This window comes from Mesorhizobium sp. EU05-FHT14A09 (assembly GCF_058790995.1).
Genome location: NZ_JBYTDF010000002.1, coordinates 1 through 17073 on the forward strand (window position 1 = coordinate 1; position 17073 = coordinate 17073).

Consider the following 17073-nt stretch of genomic DNA (forward strand, 5'->3'; position numbering starts at 1 on the left):
GCAGGGCGAAGTCTCCGGAAACGTCCACAACCTCGCCGGTACCGCAAAACTCGGCCTCAAATGGTGACGAGGAGCGGGGACGCCGATCTCTGATAAGCTGACAACAGAAGCCCACCCAAACCCATTTGGGCGGGCTCATTAGTTGAGATGTTCCGACGATTGGTTGTCAACGCCAGGCGTTTGTTGCGTCGTAGGTCTCAAACACAGGGGTTTCGGCTCTTTCATAGATGTGCACGGCCAATCCCGCCGGCGTGGCCTCGACATTGACCAGCTTGAAGCCGGCAGGGGGCATACCGTCTGGGAACAGTTTCCGGCCTTGTCCCAGGACAACGGGCGCGACCACGAGGCGGAACTCATCGATCAACCCTGCGGTCAGCAGCGAATGCGCGAGGCGTCCGCTGCCATGGATCTGAAGCTCGCGCCCTAGTCTTTCCTTCAGATCGGCGACCTGAGCCGTGATGCTTCCTGACAATATCTTTGAAGGCCCCCAGGGTGCTTCTTTCAGGGAAGTCGATGCAACATACTTCGGCAAACCATTCATCTTGCTCGCAATAGGGTCATTCGGATCATCCATCTTCGGCCAATCGCGTGAGAAGCTTTCATAGGTCCGGCGCCCGAACAGGAACGCATCGGCCTGTCCGACCCAGGCCGTGACGGTCTGCATGAAGGTCTGCTCGAGAAAGGGCACAAACCAGCCGCCGCGCGTGAAGCCGTCACTCGTGTCTTCATCGGGCGCGCCGGGACCCTGGCATACGCCGTCGAGCGACAGGAATTCCATCAGGACGAGTTTCATAGTGGGACCTTCCAGACATTTGCGCATGGACCCATGCGCCTTGGTTTAATCAGTTATCCGAATGGCTAACTAAAAGAAGAAATCACTTAGCGCAAGAGCTAACTATTAAGTCTGAAAAACGACCCTGGTTGATCCCGGCGCCACAATAGAAGATAGTTCCGGACGAAAGCAGCGGAGCAGGCGATGAGCACGCCCACGTCTCGCCAGGTCAAGCAGCGCAAGGCGGTTGCCGAAGCGCTCGACCGCCACAAGGTCTTTGTCAGCTCCCGGCGTTTCAAAGCCGGCGAGGAGCCTACCTATCGTATCATCGTTGCCAACGAAGCCTACATCGTTGGGCAACGCATACTCGATCAGCTCTATAAAGGCCATCGTCCGGCGGAGCTCGGTCTGGAACCCTTGCACGAGGAAGCGGGCGAATAAGCGTCTCCATGGCGAGTTCCCCCAAGCTCCAGTCCTACCGCGCCAAACGCAATTTCGCGAAGACACCGGAACCCACCGGCACTCTCGATCAGCACGACGGCAACCGCTTCGTCGTGCACAAACATCATGCGACGGCCGACCACTATGACCTGCGCCTGGAAATCGATGGTGTGCTGAAGAGCTGGGCAGTCCCGCGCGGACCGTCGCTCAATCCGGCCGACAAGCGGCTTGCCGTTCAGACCGAAGACCATCCCATCGACTACATCGATTTCGAAGGCGTCATTCCTGAGGGCGAGTATGGCGGCGGCCCGATGATCGTATGGGATACCGGCATCTGGGCGCCCATGGACGACATTGAAACATCCCTGGAAAAAGGAGCATTCAAGTTCCGGCTGTTCGGCGAAAAGCTGAAGGGTGGCTGGATGCTGGCCCGGCTGAAGACCAAGGAGGACGAGGACAAGGTCAACTGGCTGCTGTTCAAGGAACGCGACCAGGCCGCCGACATCAAGCTCGACATCCTCGCCAAGCGTCCGGAAAGCGTGAAGTCGGGGCGGCGCATCGAAGAACTGCTCGAGAAGCCGAAGCCGGCAAAAAAGGCTACTGCAGCGAAGCCCGCGAAAGTCGCGGGATCAGTCCATGGGACGATGCCTGCCCGGCTCGAACCGCAACTGGCCAGCAGCGTTGCCACCCCGCCGTCAGGCGAAGAATGGCTGCATGAGATCAAATTCGATGGCTACCGCACGGCAGCGCATGTCTTTGACGGTGCTGTCACTTTCATCACCCGCAGCGGCCTCGACTGGTCGAAACGCTACGGACGGTTGAAGACCGCCTTCCAGACCCTTGCCTGCAAAAGCGCGATCATCGATGGCGAAATCGTCGTCACCGACGACAAAGGCATCAGCCGTTTCTCCGCGCTGCAGGATGCCTTGGCAGCTGGCGAGACCCACAAGCTGACTTTTTACGCCTTCGACTTGCTCTATCTCGACGGCTGGAACCTGACTGAGGTTGCGCTTGCCAAGCGCAAGGAACTGCTTGGGCAGTTGCTGGGTGGGGTGACTGCAAAAAGCGCCTTGCAGCTCAGCGATCATGTCACATCCGACGGCGAGACCCTGTACGAGCAGGCATCGGAACTCGGCCTGGAAGGCATCGTCTCCAAACAGGTGGCCTCGACCTACCAGTCCGGCCGCTCCAGGAGCTGGACCAAGGTCAAGGCGCGTGCCGTCGGCGATTTTGTCATTGCCGGCTATACCGTCTCCGAAGCCGCCGAAGGCCTGGCGGCGTTGGCGCTTGCGGAATGGGTCGACGGCGAGCTGGAGTATCGCGGCAAATGCGGCTCTGGCTTCGATGCCGAAACATTGCCGATGCTGCTGGCCAGGCTGCAGGCGTTGCAGACCGACGCAGTGCGGCTCGAAGGCATGCCACGCGAGGTCATCCCTGTCCGGCCGGTGCTGACAGCGCATGTCCACTATGCCAACCGCACCGATGACAATGCGCTGCGCCATGCCGTCTTCAGGGGACTGCGCGAAGCCGAGCTTTCAGCCCGCTCGGCAGCACCGCGCAAACGGCTGATTTCTGATGCCGACCTCGCCGGGATCTTCGTCACCAATCCGACACGGCGCATCTTCGGCAGGACCGGACCGACCAAACTCGACATCGCGGTCTATTACGCCGCCGTCGGCGATTTCATGCTGCCGCACATCCTCGGCAGGCCGGTGTCACTGGTGCGCTGCCCGACAGTCAAGCCGGAGGATTGTTTTTTCCAGCGCCATGCCTTTACCGGCATGCCGGCGACCATGGTCTCGTTCGAAACACAGAACTCCGACGGCGAAGCCCGGAGCTACATCGCCGTCGAGGATGCCAAGGCCTATCTGGCCCTGGCGCAATTCGGCGTCGTAGAATTCCACACCTGGGGCGCGCACCGTCAAAGTCTCGACAAGCCGGATCGCGCCGTCTTCGACCTCGATCCCGGCGAAGGCATCGGCTGGCGCGAAGTGGTCGAAGCCGCCATCCATGTTCGCGGCGAATTGGAAAGCATGGGCCTTGTGCCGTTCGTGAAGACGTCGGGCGGCAAGGGCATTCATGTCGTGGTGCCCGTGAAGAAGAAGCTCGGCTGGCGCCAGTTCCATCAGGCCTGCAGCGATATCTCCACCCGCATAACCGCCACCGCACCCGAAACCTTCACCACCACCATGGGCGCGGAGAACCGCAAGAAGCGCATTTTCATCGATTTTCACCGCAATGCGCGCAGCCATACGGCAGCTGCTCCTTACACGCTACGCCGGCGTCCGCACATGCCGGCTTCGACGCCGCTGCAATGGAATGATCTGGAATCCATCGACGCTGCCGAGGATTTGAACTATTCTTCGCTTCCAGGCCTGTTGGCCGCATCTGGTGATCCTTGGGTGGACATTGATGATTTTGCCCGGGAATTGCCGGCGCCTGCGAAGGCGAAGAAGTAGCGTTGTGTCGTCGCGTAGGAGGCGGAATTGGCACCCAGGGCAAGTTGGAAGGGTTATCTGAAACTCAGTCTGGTGAGCTGCCCGGTGCGGCTCTATCCGGCGACGAGCACGAAGGAGCGCATCTCCTTCAATCAGTTGCACAAGAAGACGCACAACCGCATCAACATGAAACCCGTCGACCCCGAACTCGGCCTGGTCGACCGCGCCGATCTGGTCAAAGGCTACGAATACGAAGACAAACAATACGTCATCATCGATGATGCCGATCTCGAAAGCGTGCGCATCGAATCCAACCACACCATGAACATCGAGGCCTTCGTCGACGAGAAGGATGTCGATGTCATCTACCAGGACACGCCTTACTACCTGGCGCCCGACGGGGCGATGGCTGAAGAGACTTTCGTGGTCCTGCGCGAAGCCATGCGCAAGTCCGGCAAGCTTGCGGTGGCGCGATTGGTGCTGTCCAGTCGCGAGCGTGTCGTCACCATCGGTGCGCGCGAGAAGGGCATGTTCGTGTGCACCTTGCGCAATCCGAACGAGGTGCGTGGCACAGCCGAGTATTTCGACAACATCCCGCAGGGCAAACCCGAACGCGAGATGCTGCAGCTTGCCGAAGCCCTGATCCAGCAGAAGCTGACCAAGTTCGATCCGAAGGCCTACGAGGATCGCTACGAGACGGCTCTAATGAACATGATCAAGGAGAAGCTGAAAGGCCACAAGCCGATCGTCGCAGCGGCTCCGGAACGCGGTAACGTCGTCAACCTGATGGATGCATTGAAGGCCAGCCTCGGACAGGCCAAGCCTCCCGCCAAGAGCAAGACCAAGGCATCCGCTGCTGAGGAAAAACCGGCCAAGGTTGCTGCAAGCGGTGGCTCCAGGGCGGGCGCCAAGAGCAAGAAGTGACCTCGGTCAGAGGCAGGACATTCGGCCTCATCGGCGGTCTGGCGGCGTTTCCGCGTCGCCTGGCTGCGCGCGAAGTTAGTGCGCAGGGCGGTGAACTGCAGCGCGGTGCTTCGCGGCGCACCACACATGTGATCTTCGGCCGCAAACAGCTCGGCAGGGTTGACTCTGCGCGTATCATGGCGCGTTACCGCGAGGAAGTCGCGAAAGGCCGCCGCCTCCTGAGTGAGAACGGATTCCTCAGGTTGCTCGGTCTCATCGAAGCGCCGGGTGGTGCGACGCTGAGCCGCCAATCCATTCTTGACCAGTCCAGGCTCGCCTCCGAGGAGTTTGACCTGCTTGCCCTGTTCGATGCCTTCGAGCACGACGCAGAACCGTTCTCATTCCGCGATCTTATCCTGGCCAGGAAATATGCCGGGCTGATCGCATCGGGCGCGAGCTGGGGAACGATCGCAAGATCGGTGCGCCGATCTGGTTCGGTGGCGTCGCTCACCGCACTGTCGCTGCACGCCGATCGTGACAACGCCATCTATGCACGCTCGGATGATGGCGTCAGCGAACTCGACGGCCAGACCCTGTTGCCGCTCGAACGCGGCGAGCCGGAAGACCTCGACGAACTGTTCGCGCTCGCCGAAGAGGCCGAGGAAGAGGGCAGGCACGGCGACGCTGCCGATCTCTATCGGCGCTGTATCGCGATCGACCCCGGCGATCCGGTCACCTTCTTCAACCGCGGCAACTGCCTGCTCGCCGCCGGCCGCACCAAGGAGGCCGAGCAGTCCTATCTCGAAGTGCTCAAGCGTGATCCGCGTTTCGTCGAAGCCTGGTTCAACCTGTCCGGCCTGCTCGCGGGCGAAGGCAAGAAGGATACCGCGCGTCGCCATCTGCTGGCCGCCATAGCCATCGACGGCGCTTATGCCGACGCTGTCTTCAACCTCGCCAATCTCGACTATGAAGCAGGGGACCTGGCCGGCGCGCGCAAATGGTGGTCGCGTTATCTTGAGCTCGATTCCACATCGCAATGGGCCCGCACGGCCAGCAACGGCATCCGTCTCGTCGACCTGGCGGAAAGAACAGCGAGTTGAACATGTCTTTCCTCTTCGACGGCCCGGAAGATGCCGGCTGCACCATCCTGCTTGGACATGGGGCAGGGGCGCCGATGGACTCCGCCTCCATGAACGCCGCCGCAAAGGCGCTTGCCGCTGTTGGTTTTCGTGTTGCGCGTTTCGAGTTCTCCTACATGGCCGGCCGGCGCACGGAAGACACGCGCAAGCCGCCACCGCGCGCCGAAACGCTCAATCCCGAGTATGTCGCCGCCGTCGAGGCCCTGGCGGCGAAACAACCAATCATCATCGGTGGAAAATCGATGGGCGGCCGTATTGCCTCTATGGTGGCGGACGACCTTCTGGCGTCGGGCAAGATCGCTGGGCTGCTCTGCCTCGGCTATCCCTTCCATCCGCCCGCCAAGCCGCAGCAACTGCGCACCAGGCATCTTGCCGAGCTGCAGACGCCGACGCTGATCGTGCAAGGCACGCGTGACGAGTTCGGCACGCGCGAAGAAGTGCCCTCCTATGCCTTGTCGGACGCGATCGAGCTGTTCTGGCTGGAAGACGGCGATCATGACCTGAAGCCGCGCAAGAGCGTGTCCGGTTTCTCTGCGGCCGATCACCTGAAGGCCATGGCAGACAAGGTCACCGCCTGGGCAGGGACGCTTCCGCGCTAGAGCGGAATGCGAGCGGGAGAAATGGCATTCCACTCTATCTCTCTGTTCTGAAGCATGATCTTGTCCGAAAAGTCTGCACTTTTCGGGATCATGCTTCAGGCGATGAAAATCGCGACGTTCAACGTCAACGGCATCAATGGCAGGCTTTCGGTTCTGCTGCGCTGGCTGGCTGAGGCCGAGCCCGATGTGGTCTGCCTGCAGGAACTGAAAGCGTCGAGCGACAGGTTTCCCGCCACGGCGTTGCGGGAGGCCGGCTACGGTGCCATCTGGCACGGTCAAAAAAGCTGGAATGGCGCCGCGATCCTGGCCCGGGGCGCCGATCCGATAGAGACGCAGCGCGGCCTGCCAGGCGACGAGGATGATACGCACAGCCGCTACATCGAAGCTGCGGTCGGCGGCATCCTGATCGGATGCCTTTATGCCCCGAACGGCAACCCGGCTCCGGGGCCGAAGTTCGACTACAAGCTGCGCTGGTTCGAACGGCTGAGGAAGCATGCCGCGGAACGGCTTGCGCACAACATCCCGATCGTGCTTGCCGGCGACTACAACGTCATTCCAACCGAATTCGACGTCTACAAGCCGGAGCGCTGGCAGGACGATGCCCTGTTCCGTGTCGAAGCGCGCCAGGCATTCGAGCAACTCGTCGGCCAGGGGTGGGCGGACGCTATCCGTGCGCTGCATCCGGATGAGCGCGTCTACACATTCTGGGATTACCTCCGCAACGCCTGGGGCCGCAACGCCGGCCTCAGGCTGGATCATCTGCTGCTTAGCCCGGCAATCGTCGACCAACTCACCAGCGCCGGCGTCGACCGCGAGGTGCGTGGCTGGGAAAAAGCCAGCGATCATGCGCCGGCGTGGATCGAGTTGATGGCCTGACAACGACGCGTTTACTCTGACCATCAAGTATCGTCGCTCTTCCCGAAGTCAACTGGCGCGTCCCTCTGTTCTCCCGCAATCCTGTGGACATTTTTACTGGCATAATATCTTCGTCATTTGCGCGTTGGTGACTTTCGTTAGCTTCCGCTCAACCGGACACGGAGGGGCTGATGAGTCGGTTGCTGCTTGGCGCGATGTTTGTCATCGCGGGGGTTCTTGGCGCGTGCAATCTTGGCCTTCCGGTCGACTACCGCGACGGACAAGCCTTTGCTCAAGCTACAGAGCCCGGGGCATCGGGTCTGACAGCAACTTCGGGCAGCACTGGTTTCGGCAATGGTGGGGCCGGCTTCGCAAGACCGGCGGATAGCAAGCCTGATGCCAAGCCAGGTCGGCCTGCTGGAGCATCCGAGGATGGCACCAGCGGACCAAAGTCCGATGGCAAGGCCAATGACAAAGCCTCCGGCCTGGTTCGTGATCCCGATGCGGCGGCCAAGATCGGCAATGGTTCAACCAAGCGCGCCGATAGCGAGCCTGAAGGTGACAAGGATGGCGATGCCACCAAGGCAGAGCAGAAGGCCGCCCCCAAGGCAGCCGCGATGGCTGCGGCGGCATCCGGCAGCGGTTCGATCAGCAACGATCCGGAAGCAATCGGGGCGCCGGCCAAGGTGGATCTGCCAAGCCGAGCCTCCAATGGCAGTCTCGGCTATTCGATCGATATCGATGTTCCAGCCTTCCGCGGTCTCGAGCCAAAGCTGTCGCTGAATTACGATTCCTCACGCAAGACCAAGCTCGGCGGGCTCTACCAGGGTTGGCTGGGTTATGGCTGGGGTCTGGACGGCATCGATGTGATCGAGCGAGGCAGCCCAGGTTATGGCATGCCGACGTTCGGCAGCTCCGACATGTACCAGCTCAACGGCATGCCGCTGGTTGGCTGTGGCTCCGGGATGTCCTCACCATCGTGTGCCGCTGGCGGCACCCATGCCACGGAGAATGAATCTTACCGGCGCATTGTCTTCGATGGCAGCACCAACGAATGGCGGGTTACCGATCGCGACGGTACGGTCTCGACCTTCAGGTCCGTCGGTGCTGTCTCCGGGAGCTCGGCGCCAGACTCCAACCTTGCATACAACTATCGCTGGCTGCTGACCTCCGTCACTGACACCAATGGGAATACGGTCAGCTACGGCTATTATTGTTACCCGAGCCCTGTCTGCTATCCGACAGCGATTAGCTACAACGGGACAGTGATCACCATTGCCTATGAGGATCGGCCAGACCCCATATTGATGGGCAACGGACGTGACATCTCGACGACGTCCTGGCGCATTAGATCGATTGCGGTGCGAGTTTCGAGCCAGATGCGCAGTGCTTTTGCGCTGACCTACAATCAGGCGCCATTCTCGAATACCTCGCGCTTGGCCAAGGTCACCCGCTTCGGCTCGGATGCCGCGGTGGACGGCAATGGCGTGGTCTCTGGCCCGACATCCAAGCGCATTGCCGAGATGAGCTATCAGGATACGGCTGCGTCGTTCAGTACGTCGAACGTCTCGATCTTTGGTGCTTCTGGTTCTGGTGCTATGGGCAGCATCAACAGCAACGCGCAGGCTATCGATCTCGATTCTGATGGTGCTGACGACCTGTTCGGCGACAACGCCAGCCAGGTCAACATGGGATCACCGAGAGACCCGGTCTATGGCACTCGCCGCACACGCAATCTCTTTAAGTTCACAACAAGCGGCACTCTCGCCACCAACCAGTCGGTGACTTTGGAGACGCTCCAGAACCCGGACGCAGGCTCCAACAACCCGCCATACTTCTCTCAACCCGGCCGCTTCATTGCAGGCAAGAAGACGTCGGACTTTGCTGACGCGGTTACCTCCAGCTTTACGGGTTCAAATGGCCGCGTCACCTACTCCACCTTCCGTTCCATTGTGCAGACGAACGATCAGCTGGGAATGGCTAAGCTGGCTTGCGATGGGGTCAATGTTACCCCGCCTGCCGGATATGAGGGCGTTTGTGCTGTGTTGCCTGGGCCAAGTCCGACACCCGGCGCGCCGTCAATGTATCGTTTTGTCGCCGATGCCGATGGCGATGGTGTCGATACGGTCTATTCCTACCCCTCGAACATCCCCACGAGCAGGGGCGATCCGCTGCTTGGCGTTGGCGACTTCCTCGGCAACGGCCGTCAAACTCCGCTCTTCCACGATAATTTTAGCGCGACCGTCTACAAGACTTACCTCTCCGGCGGTGCCTGGCAGCTTGTTGCGTCTTTCGTGACCACGTGCGGTGCCAGCGACTTTGACGGCAACGGCACTTGTGTTCTTGCCGATATCAATGGAGATGGCGCCAGCGACATCGTGCGCTACAACCGTGGAACCGTCAGCATATGGCTTTCCACTGGCAACGGCTTCAAGGCCTATACCGCGACGGCGGGCACCTCCCGCGCGGGTGTTTTCCGCGATTTCGACAATGACGGTCGGGCCGATCTGATCACCTTGGCTACATCTGCAGGGACCGAAGTCACCTATCCGAAGATGGGCACGGCGGCGGTGTATTCGCTGCAACCAGGCAGTTTTTCCTATTCGGCAGTGCAGTTCGCGCCATTCTCATTGACGGCAACACCGGTGATAGGTGACTTCAACGGCGATGGCCTGCCTGATTTCATCAACCGCAATGGTGCGGGAAGCTCTGTGGACATCGTCTATTTGTCTGACTCGGGTACCGGCAGCCCGAATCTGTTGCGGTCTGTCACCACGGAACTGAGTGGTACGGTTGCGGTCGAGTACACACCGTCGTCCCGTTGGGCGAACGACTACCTGCCGCAGATCGTGCACGCGGTGACGAAGCTCTCTGTCGGCGATGGCCGCGGCCAGATTGCAGTGACCGATTACAGCTATTCTGGCGGCAAATACGACCCAATCGCCCGCCGCTTCCTCGGCTTTGCCAGCGTCGTCGAAACCAAACCCTCGGCCAATGGCGAAAGCGGACGACCAACGGTCACCACCAGCTACCGCCAGGATCTCGCCAGCTACGGTTTGCCTTCATTGGCAGTGACCAGGGACGGCGCCGGCACCGTGCGTATGCAAGTGGAGGAAACCTACCAGGTCGACGCAACGACAAAGCCCTATTGGGTTCAGAATACCCGAACCCGCACGACCTCGACTGAGAGCATTTCACTCACCTTGCGTGTGGAGCGGGAATTCGACCAGTGGGGCAATGTTCAGACCGAACGTGACTACGGCCGCGAGGATGTTTCTGGGGATGAGACCTTGAGGGTTCGCACCTATGTCGCGAACACCACGGCATTTATCACATCACGCAATGGGAGCGATTTGGTTTGGAATTCGTTCGATTCAAAGCCCGCGATCAAAACGACCTACAATTATTATGACGACAATACTGGCTATTGGCTGCCACCGACCAAGGGCAATCTCACTCAAGTCATACGGTATGTTCGCCTTGAACCGTTTGAGCGTCAGGTCGAGAAATTCGCCTATGACAGTTATGGCAACCGGGTCTCATCGACGGATGGGACAGGCAATCGCATCGAATGGGATTACGATCCGACCTATCACCTCTATCCGGTAAAAGAACGGGCGCCGAAATACTTTGCCAACGGGTCACTGCCCTCCGACAGCCGCTTTGTGACGACGGCGACTTACAATCCGACATGCGGAGCGCCCGCGACCCGAACCGACGCCAACGGTGTTGTGTTTGCCTACACCTATGATCGCTACTGCCGCGTGGCTGAATATAAAAACACCACGACAGGTTTCTTCCGCAAATTCAGCATTCAGAATGAGGGCAATCCGACCTCTCAGTATGTTTTGATTTATGAGCCGGGTCTGTGGTGGCGATATGATGTCAGCTTTTACGATGGACTTGGCCGGGTCTGGAAAGAAGAACATCGGGGCGACGCTCCGGGAGCGCCCGCACGTGCCACTTACATCGAATATGATCAGCGCAACAATGTAGCCCGAAAGAGCCATGCTCATTTCGACGGTGCTGAGACACCGCAATACACGACGATCACTTACGACTGGAACGACAGGCCAACCAGAACCGTCAACCCGGATGGCAGTCAGCGGCAGTTCGCCTACGGCCTCTACGCCCCATGGCTGGGGAGCGACAACATCTCGTTTTCCTACGTTCATCAGATCGATGAGATCGGGCGCAACACCTATGCCTATTCCAATACCTGGGGTGACGTGATCCGCACTCAGCAGTTGATGGCCGACGGCACCTATATCAACAGCTACCGCAGCTATGACGCGTTGAAGCGCCTGATAAAGGTTGCCGACGAAAAATGGTCAACCTGGACCTACAGCTATGACATGGTCGGCAATCGGCTGAGCGCTTCGGATCCCGATCTCGGCACATGGACTTACAAATACGACGCCACCAACAGGCTGATCCAGCAGACGGACGCCCGCGGCGCAGTCACGACTCTAAGCTACGATCAGCTCGGACGGCTTTTGAAACGGGAAATTGTCGCGCCACCGGCCGGCCAGGCAATGCCTGCGAATCCGGTGCTGACCAGCAACACCTATGACGAAGCCAGAACGGGTTACTTCAACATCGGTCGATTGACGACGTCGCAAAACGCAAACGGCTTGCAGAAGCTGGACTATGGCGCATCCGGTGCCGCGTTGCGGCGTGAGGCGACAATCGATGGCGTAACGCATCGCACGATCACGACAGAGGGCACCAGCGGCGTCGATGCCCAGCTACCGATCGCAATCCGCTATGAACCCAATGTTGTGGAGGTTGGCACGGCATCAACACCCTGGACGTACAACGGGGAGGGCCTGCTGTCCTCGATCCCCGGATACATCAATTCAATCAGCTATGAGGCCGACAACCAGACGAAGAAGATCGTCTACGCCAACGGCGCGATAACGTGGTTCACTTACTCTCCGACCCGGCGCTGGCTGATCAGGATCGTGACGGTCGGGGCGGGCGGAGCGTTGTTGATGGACAACAACTATACCCGTGACTTCGCCGGTCGCATCACTGCCATCGATGGCAAACCAACGGTGCTTGACCCTGCGGGTGCCAAGGAAGACTGGACCTACACCTACAACAATGCCGATTGGCTGATGACATCACGAAACCCGAGCAATTCGGCGCTCGACGAGAATTTCACTTACGATCCCAACGGCAACATGACCTGGCGCACCCGCGTCTATGCGAGCTACGCGTATCCCGCCGCGTCGGCGCCACGCCCACACGCACCGCTGACGGTCGGTTCCCGCAGCTTCGCCTATGACACCAACGGCAACACCCTCTCGGACGGCATGCGCACCCTGGCGTGGGATGAAGCCAACCGTCTCAAGACGGTCACACAGGGTTCGGCTATCACCAGCTTTGCCTATGGTCCAGACGGCGCACGGGTGAAGAAGGCTTCCGCCTTCGGCGCGACGCTCTATCCAAGCGCCGATGTCGAGATCGATCCGGCAACGCCCGGAGCGGAGAAATACACGCGTTATCCGCATCCCGACATCAAGGTGGTGAACGGCGCCAAGTTCTTCCTGCATCGCGACCACCTGGCATCAGTGCGCTTTGTCACCGATGCCGCAGGTGCGGTTGTCGAAAGTACCGGTTATGCCGCCTATGGCGAGCGCCTGAACTCGGGCTTCCAGACGCAGAAGGGCTATATTGGCGAACGCTTCGATCCCGAGACGGGACTTCTCTATCTCAATGCCCGCTACATGGATCCGACGCTCGGCCGGTTCATCTCGCCGGATGATTGGGATCCCACGCAGCCGGGAGTGGGAACTAACCGGTACGCTTATGCCCAGAATGATCCGGTCAACAAGAGTGATCCCAACGGGCATTTCTCTCGCGAAGGGTGGGACCCGTCAGATGTCTTTGACGGCGACTGGGATGACGATGGTGTCCCTGATGCCATGGATGATCATCCATTCACTGATGACAGAAGTGTTCTCCAGCCTTCCGTCACGATGAGCCCAAGTTGGGGCGTGGGCTTTGCTGCCGCGTTGGCCGCAAAGCTAAGCACGATGGCTAAGGACGAGTTCTCGCCTGATGAGCAGCAAGAAATTTCAAACAGGATACAGGCTCTGACAAATCAGGGCGTGTCGTATATGCAAGCAGAACAGCAGGCGAAGGACGAAGCTAGGACCACAACTAGATATTATGAGCGATCCATTAAGTTTATGAATGTTAATGATCGCGTAGCCCATGTAAGGGAAACTATGAAGGCTGCTGCTCAGCAGTATGGTTGGACAAAAGACCAGAAGATTTCTACAAAAAATAAACGAGATGTTTATAAGGATGAAAAGGGAAATTTTTGGTCGGTCGACACCGAAAAAGGACGCTTCGAGAAAACAAATGGAAGGGGAAAACATCAGGGCGAATTTGATAGAGACTTAAATCAAAAGCAAAGTGCTGATAAGACCGGAAAACATGACTTGGATATATAAAAATGCCATGGAAGAGACTAACAACGATTGATCCGGAAACGTCACTATTTCGTGGTGCTACATTTCGCTTCAAGAGAGAAAGATCGCCCGCTGAGATTGTCGATTTAATGCTGTTTATCTGCTTTGAGGAGTCAGGATTCGGCTTGCTTCGAGTTACGGGTTATGATGCGGGCGATATCTTGGTGGTCTTGCCTAAGGAAGCTGCGGTGCGGCACGAACATGTGCATGCTATTTCGGCGGGCTGGCTTGCGGAAAACTGGAACAAATGGGTTGCCCAAGAAATCTCTCCACAGGATGTCTGGTACCGTCAACGGCGGCCATCTCCTCGGAGGTTGCCTGGCGAAGTGAAGAACCGGGCCTTGTAGTTAAGGCGTTTTGACCTGTGGTTTTTGTTTTGATGTGAGCCACCTAGAAAAGCGACCCTTGCGCCGCGGCTTGCGGGTATTTGATCTGCGCCGCGGGCTTGTCGACAAGGATTAGGGCATCGTCTGGGGCCGGCTTCTGTAAGCCCTTGCTCTCCCATCACGGCGCGTTCGTCCAGGCGTCTGCTTCTTCCTGCAAGGTCAGGCGGCATTGCCTTCGCGCGAATCGGCGGATCAGGTCATTGTGGCACCTCCAACTCGCGGGAGTGATGTGCGAACGGACGCAGACGGGGCCGGACTGCAAACAGCGCTCCGATCTTCGATCGCGCAATCCTCTCATCTGTCCTGCCATTCCACATTCCCTGTGGACAGCGCCTTCTTTCCTGCCCTCAATTCAGCGCCTGACGACAAGAAGGGATAGCGTGACCCAATTGGGGAATCGGGTAAGCGAATGGCGTGGGGTAGCCGGATCGTTTTGTGCGTGGCACTGTTTGCTGCGGGATGCACGTCGCCGACTGGTGGCGACTTCTTTGCTGAGACCGTTGAAAGTCTCCACGCAAAGGATACTCCGCTGCGATCGGGAGGAGGCGGCAGCCAGAGGCTGGCATCGGCTTTTGGCCCGGCCAAGCGGTTTTCGGGTGCCCAATACCAGGGCTCCGGTAATTTTGTTTCCTCCGGCGCGCCGGTCGCCAAGGTAACAAGCGACGGCAGCGGTCAGTTCGAGCTCAACCTCGTCAATGCGCCGATCACGCAGGCGGCCAAGGCTGTGCTGGGCGACGCGCTGCAGGCGAACTATGTCGTCGACCCGAGGGTCCAGGGCACCGTCACCTTGCAGACGTCCAAGCCGGTCTCGCGCGACGCCCTGGTCGACATCCTGGAATCGGCGCTTGCCGTGAACGGGGCTGGCATCGTCAAGCGGGCCAATTCCTACCAGATCATGCCGATGGCCGAGACGCTGGCCAGCACGCCGTCGGTCAGCGTGCCTTCGGTCACGCCTTCCGGTCCCGGGGTGAAGGTCCAGGTCCTGCAACTGCAATACATCGCCGCCGACGAGATGAAGACGATCCTGGAGCCGATCACCCGGCAAGGCACGGTGCTGCGGGTCGACAGCACGCGCAACCTCATCACCGTTGCCGGCAACAATTCCGATCTCGAAGCGATCCGCGAGGCCGTCTCGGTCTTTGACGTCGACTGGATGAGGGGCATGTCGGTCGCGCTTCATCCCCTGAAGGCGTCGAAACCCGACGCTGTCGCCTCCGAACTGGAATCGATCTTCGGAACAAAGGGCGGCGCAGGCGGAAAGGTCATCCAGTTCATTCCGAACAATCGGCTGAATTCGGTCCTGGTCATCACCTCACGACCGGCCTATCTCGCCCGAGCAGCGAGCTGGATCGCCAAGCTCGACACATTGGCCGAAACGAATGAAGAGCAGCTTTTCGTCTATCAGATCCAGAACAGGCCGGCGAAGGAGCTTGCCGAGGTGCTGAGTTCGATCCTCGGCGCGCAAAGCGGCGGGGCGCGCAAAGCCTCGGCCGAAAACGTGTCGCCGGAGATGGCGCCCATCGCCATGTCCTCGGACGGCATCACTCCGGCACCCTTGACCGGAGGCAGCGAGCCGGTGCCGCAACTGGTTGCGGAGGAAGGTTCTTCGGGCGCGCGTATCAAGGTCGTTGCCGATACCGATAACAACGCGTTGCTCATTCAAACCACGGCGCGTGAATATCATCGTATCGAACAGATCCTGGCCAAGGTCGACATATTGCCGACACAGGTCATGCTCGAGGCGGTGATCGCGGAAGTGACGCTGAATGACGAACTGAAGTTCGGCCTGCGCTGGTTCTTCGAGAACAACGGCATGAAGCTCTCGCTCTCCGATGTCGCCAACGGCTTCGCCGGCGCGTCCTTCCCGGGGTTTGCCTGGACCTATGCCACCAACAATATCCAGGTGACCCTCAATGCGCTCGCCAGCATCACCGATGTGAACATCGTGTCAGCGCCGACGATCATGGCGCTGAACAACCAGAAAGCCGTCCTCCAGGTCGGCGACCAGGTTCCGATCGTGACCCAGCAGGCCGTCGGCACGGCGACGTCCGGCGCGCCGATCGTCAATTCGGTCGAGATGAAGGATACCGGTGTCATCCTGACGGTGACGCCGCGCATCAACAATGCCGGCCGGGTGATGCTGGATGTCGGCCAGGAAGTCAGCAACGCGATCAAGACAACCTCTTCCGGCATCAACTCGCCGACGATCCAGCAGCGGAAGATCCAGACCAGGGTGCTGGTCAATGACGGGGAAAGCCTCGCGCTCGGCGGTCTGATACAGGAAACCAACTCGATCGAACGGGGGCAGGTGCCGGTGCTGGGCGACATCCCGATCCTGGGCAACGCCTTCAAGAACAAGACCGACGGCATCAAGCGCACCGAACTCATCATCTTCATCCGGCCGCGCGTCGTCCGCGATATCAAGGAAGCCCGCGACGTCACCGAGGAGTTCCGCGGCAAGATCAGCCTGCAGACCCCGATCCAGAAAAGGCGCGGCGGCAAAACCAAGACAGAGCAGGACCTGAAGAGGCTGGCCTACTGATGGCTTCGCTGTCGCATGCGCTGCTCGTCCAGGGGCTTATCCTTGCCGTGCTGCTCGCCGCGATCGCAGTGGTCGATGCGCGCCACATGATCATACCCGATGCCCTCAATCTCACCCTAGCCTTGACCGGCATCGCCTTTCACCTGCCTGCCGGGATCGTCGCGGTCAGCGTACAGATCGCGTTTGCCGTTCTGGTCTTCGCGCTGGTCTACGGTATCCGCCATGTGCACAGTCGCATGACCGGCCGGATCGGGCTCGGGCTGGGCGACGTGAAGATGATGTCGGCCGCCGCGTGCTGGATCGGGCCGATGCTGTTGCCGATGCTGCTGTTCATCGCAAGCGCCGCAGCCTTGGTCTTCGTGGGTTGCTTGGCCGTTGCGGGATTTGCGACGGATCGCAACAGGCGCATCCCGTTTGGGCCTTTCATCGCCCTTGGTCTTGCCTGCACATGGGCTTATGAACAGTTTTCCGCAATAGAGATCGGATCATGAGAACGGATCGAAAGCGTCTGACGTC

General features: G+C 59.5%; 11 protein-coding genes. 10 read left to right on the forward strand and 1 reads right to left on the reverse strand.

Annotation, left to right across the window (positions count from 1 at the left end):
- Positions 1-166: 166 nt before the first annotated feature.
- Positions 167-778 (reverse strand): dihydrofolate reductase family protein, encoded by a 612-nt coding sequence (locus tag AC3WTO_RS07385; protein ID WP_492558408.1) that lies wholly within the window; start codon positions 776-778, stop codon positions 167-169.
- 198 nt (positions 779-976) lie between these two features.
- On the opposite strand from AC3WTO_RS07385, the gene AC3WTO_RS07390 reads away from it, so the two are divergent.
- The 10 genes from AC3WTO_RS07390 to AC3WTO_RS07435 all read left to right on the forward strand — a co-directional run bounded on the left by AC3WTO_RS07390 (position 977) and on the right by AC3WTO_RS07435 (position 17048).
- Positions 977-1213 (forward strand): hypothetical protein, encoded by a 237-nt coding sequence (locus AC3WTO_RS07390; protein WP_492460064.1) that lies wholly within the window; start codon positions 977-979, stop codon positions 1211-1213.
- A gap of 8 nt (positions 1214-1221) precedes the next feature.
- Complete coding sequence (ligD, locus tag AC3WTO_RS07395) at positions 1222-3672, forward strand: DNA ligase D (RefSeq protein WP_492460065.1); 2451 nt, start codon at positions 1222-1224, stop codon at positions 3670-3672.
- Positions 3673-3699: 27 nt separating this feature from the next.
- On the forward strand, positions 3700-4575 hold the full coding sequence (ku, locus tag AC3WTO_RS07400; RefSeq protein ID WP_492460066.1) for a non-homologous end joining protein Ku: 876 nt from the start codon (positions 3700-3702) through the stop codon (positions 4573-4575).
- Positions 4572-5654 carry a tetratricopeptide repeat protein gene (locus AC3WTO_RS07405; RefSeq protein ID WP_492460067.1) on the forward strand — a complete coding sequence of 361 codons (1083 nt, stop codon included), beginning with the start codon at positions 4572-4574 and terminating at the stop codon, positions 5652-5654. Before ku ends, AC3WTO_RS07405 begins: the two co-directional genes overlap by 4 nt.
- A gap of 2 nt (positions 5655-5656) precedes the next feature.
- Entirely contained in the window at positions 5657-6292 is a 636-nt protein-coding gene (locus tag AC3WTO_RS07410) for an alpha/beta hydrolase family protein (protein WP_492460068.1), read from the forward strand.
- A gap of 102 nt (positions 6293-6394) precedes the next feature.
- Complete coding sequence (gene xth, locus AC3WTO_RS07415; RefSeq protein WP_492460069.1) at positions 6395-7168, forward strand: exodeoxyribonuclease III; 774 nt, start codon at positions 6395-6397, stop codon at positions 7166-7168.
- A gap of 170 nt (positions 7169-7338) precedes the next feature.
- Entirely contained in the window at positions 7339-13611 is a 6273-nt protein-coding gene (locus AC3WTO_RS07420) for an RHS repeat-associated core domain-containing protein (protein ID WP_492460070.1), read from the forward strand.
- A gap of 2 nt (positions 13612-13613) precedes the next feature.
- Entirely contained in the window at positions 13614-13976 is a 363-nt protein-coding gene (gene imm45 / locus AC3WTO_RS07425; RefSeq protein ID WP_492460071.1) for an Imm45 family immunity protein, read from the forward strand.
- 448 nt (positions 13977-14424) lie between these two features.
- Positions 14425-16557, forward strand: coding sequence for a type II secretion system secretin GspD (gene gspD, locus AC3WTO_RS07430; RefSeq protein ID WP_492460072.1), 2133 nt, complete (start codon positions 14425-14427; stop codon positions 16555-16557).
- Positions 16557-17048 carry a prepilin peptidase gene (locus AC3WTO_RS07435; protein WP_492460073.1) on the forward strand — a complete coding sequence of 164 codons (492 nt, stop codon included), beginning with the start codon at positions 16557-16559 and terminating at the stop codon, positions 17046-17048. Before gspD ends, AC3WTO_RS07435 begins: the two co-directional genes overlap by 1 nt.
- Positions 17049-17073: the final 25 nt, after the last annotated feature.

Bases quoted from the DNA above. Each gene is read 5' to 3' on its own strand.
- AC3WTO_RS07385 (WP_492558408.1), bottom strand. From the start codon at position 778: ATGGAATTCCTGTCGCTCGACGGCGTATGCCAGGGTCCCGGCGCGCCC.
- AC3WTO_RS07390 (WP_492460064.1), top strand. From the start codon at position 977: ATGAGCACGCCCACGTCTCGCCAGGTCAAGCAGCGCAAGGCGGTTGCC.
- ligD (WP_492460065.1), top strand. From the start codon at position 1,222: ATGGCGAGTTCCCCCAAGCTCCAGTCCTACCGCGCCAAACGCAATTTC.
- AC3WTO_RS07410 (WP_492460068.1), top strand. From the start codon at position 5,657: ATGTCTTTCCTCTTCGACGGCCCGGAAGATGCCGGCTGCACCATCCTG.
- xth (WP_492460069.1), top strand. From the start codon at position 6,395: ATGAAAATCGCGACGTTCAACGTCAACGGCATCAATGGCAGGCTTTCG.
- AC3WTO_RS07420 (WP_492460070.1), top strand. From the start codon at position 7,339: ATGAGTCGGTTGCTGCTTGGCGCGATGTTTGTCATCGCGGGGGTTCTT.
- imm45 (WP_492460071.1), top strand. From the start codon at position 13,614: ATGCCATGGAAGAGACTAACAACGATTGATCCGGAAACGTCACTATTT.
- gspD (WP_492460072.1), top strand. From the start codon at position 14,425: ATGGCGTGGGGTAGCCGGATCGTTTTGTGCGTGGCACTGTTTGCTGCG.
- AC3WTO_RS07435 (WP_492460073.1), top strand. From the start codon at position 16,557: ATGGCTTCGCTGTCGCATGCGCTGCTCGTCCAGGGGCTTATCCTTGCC.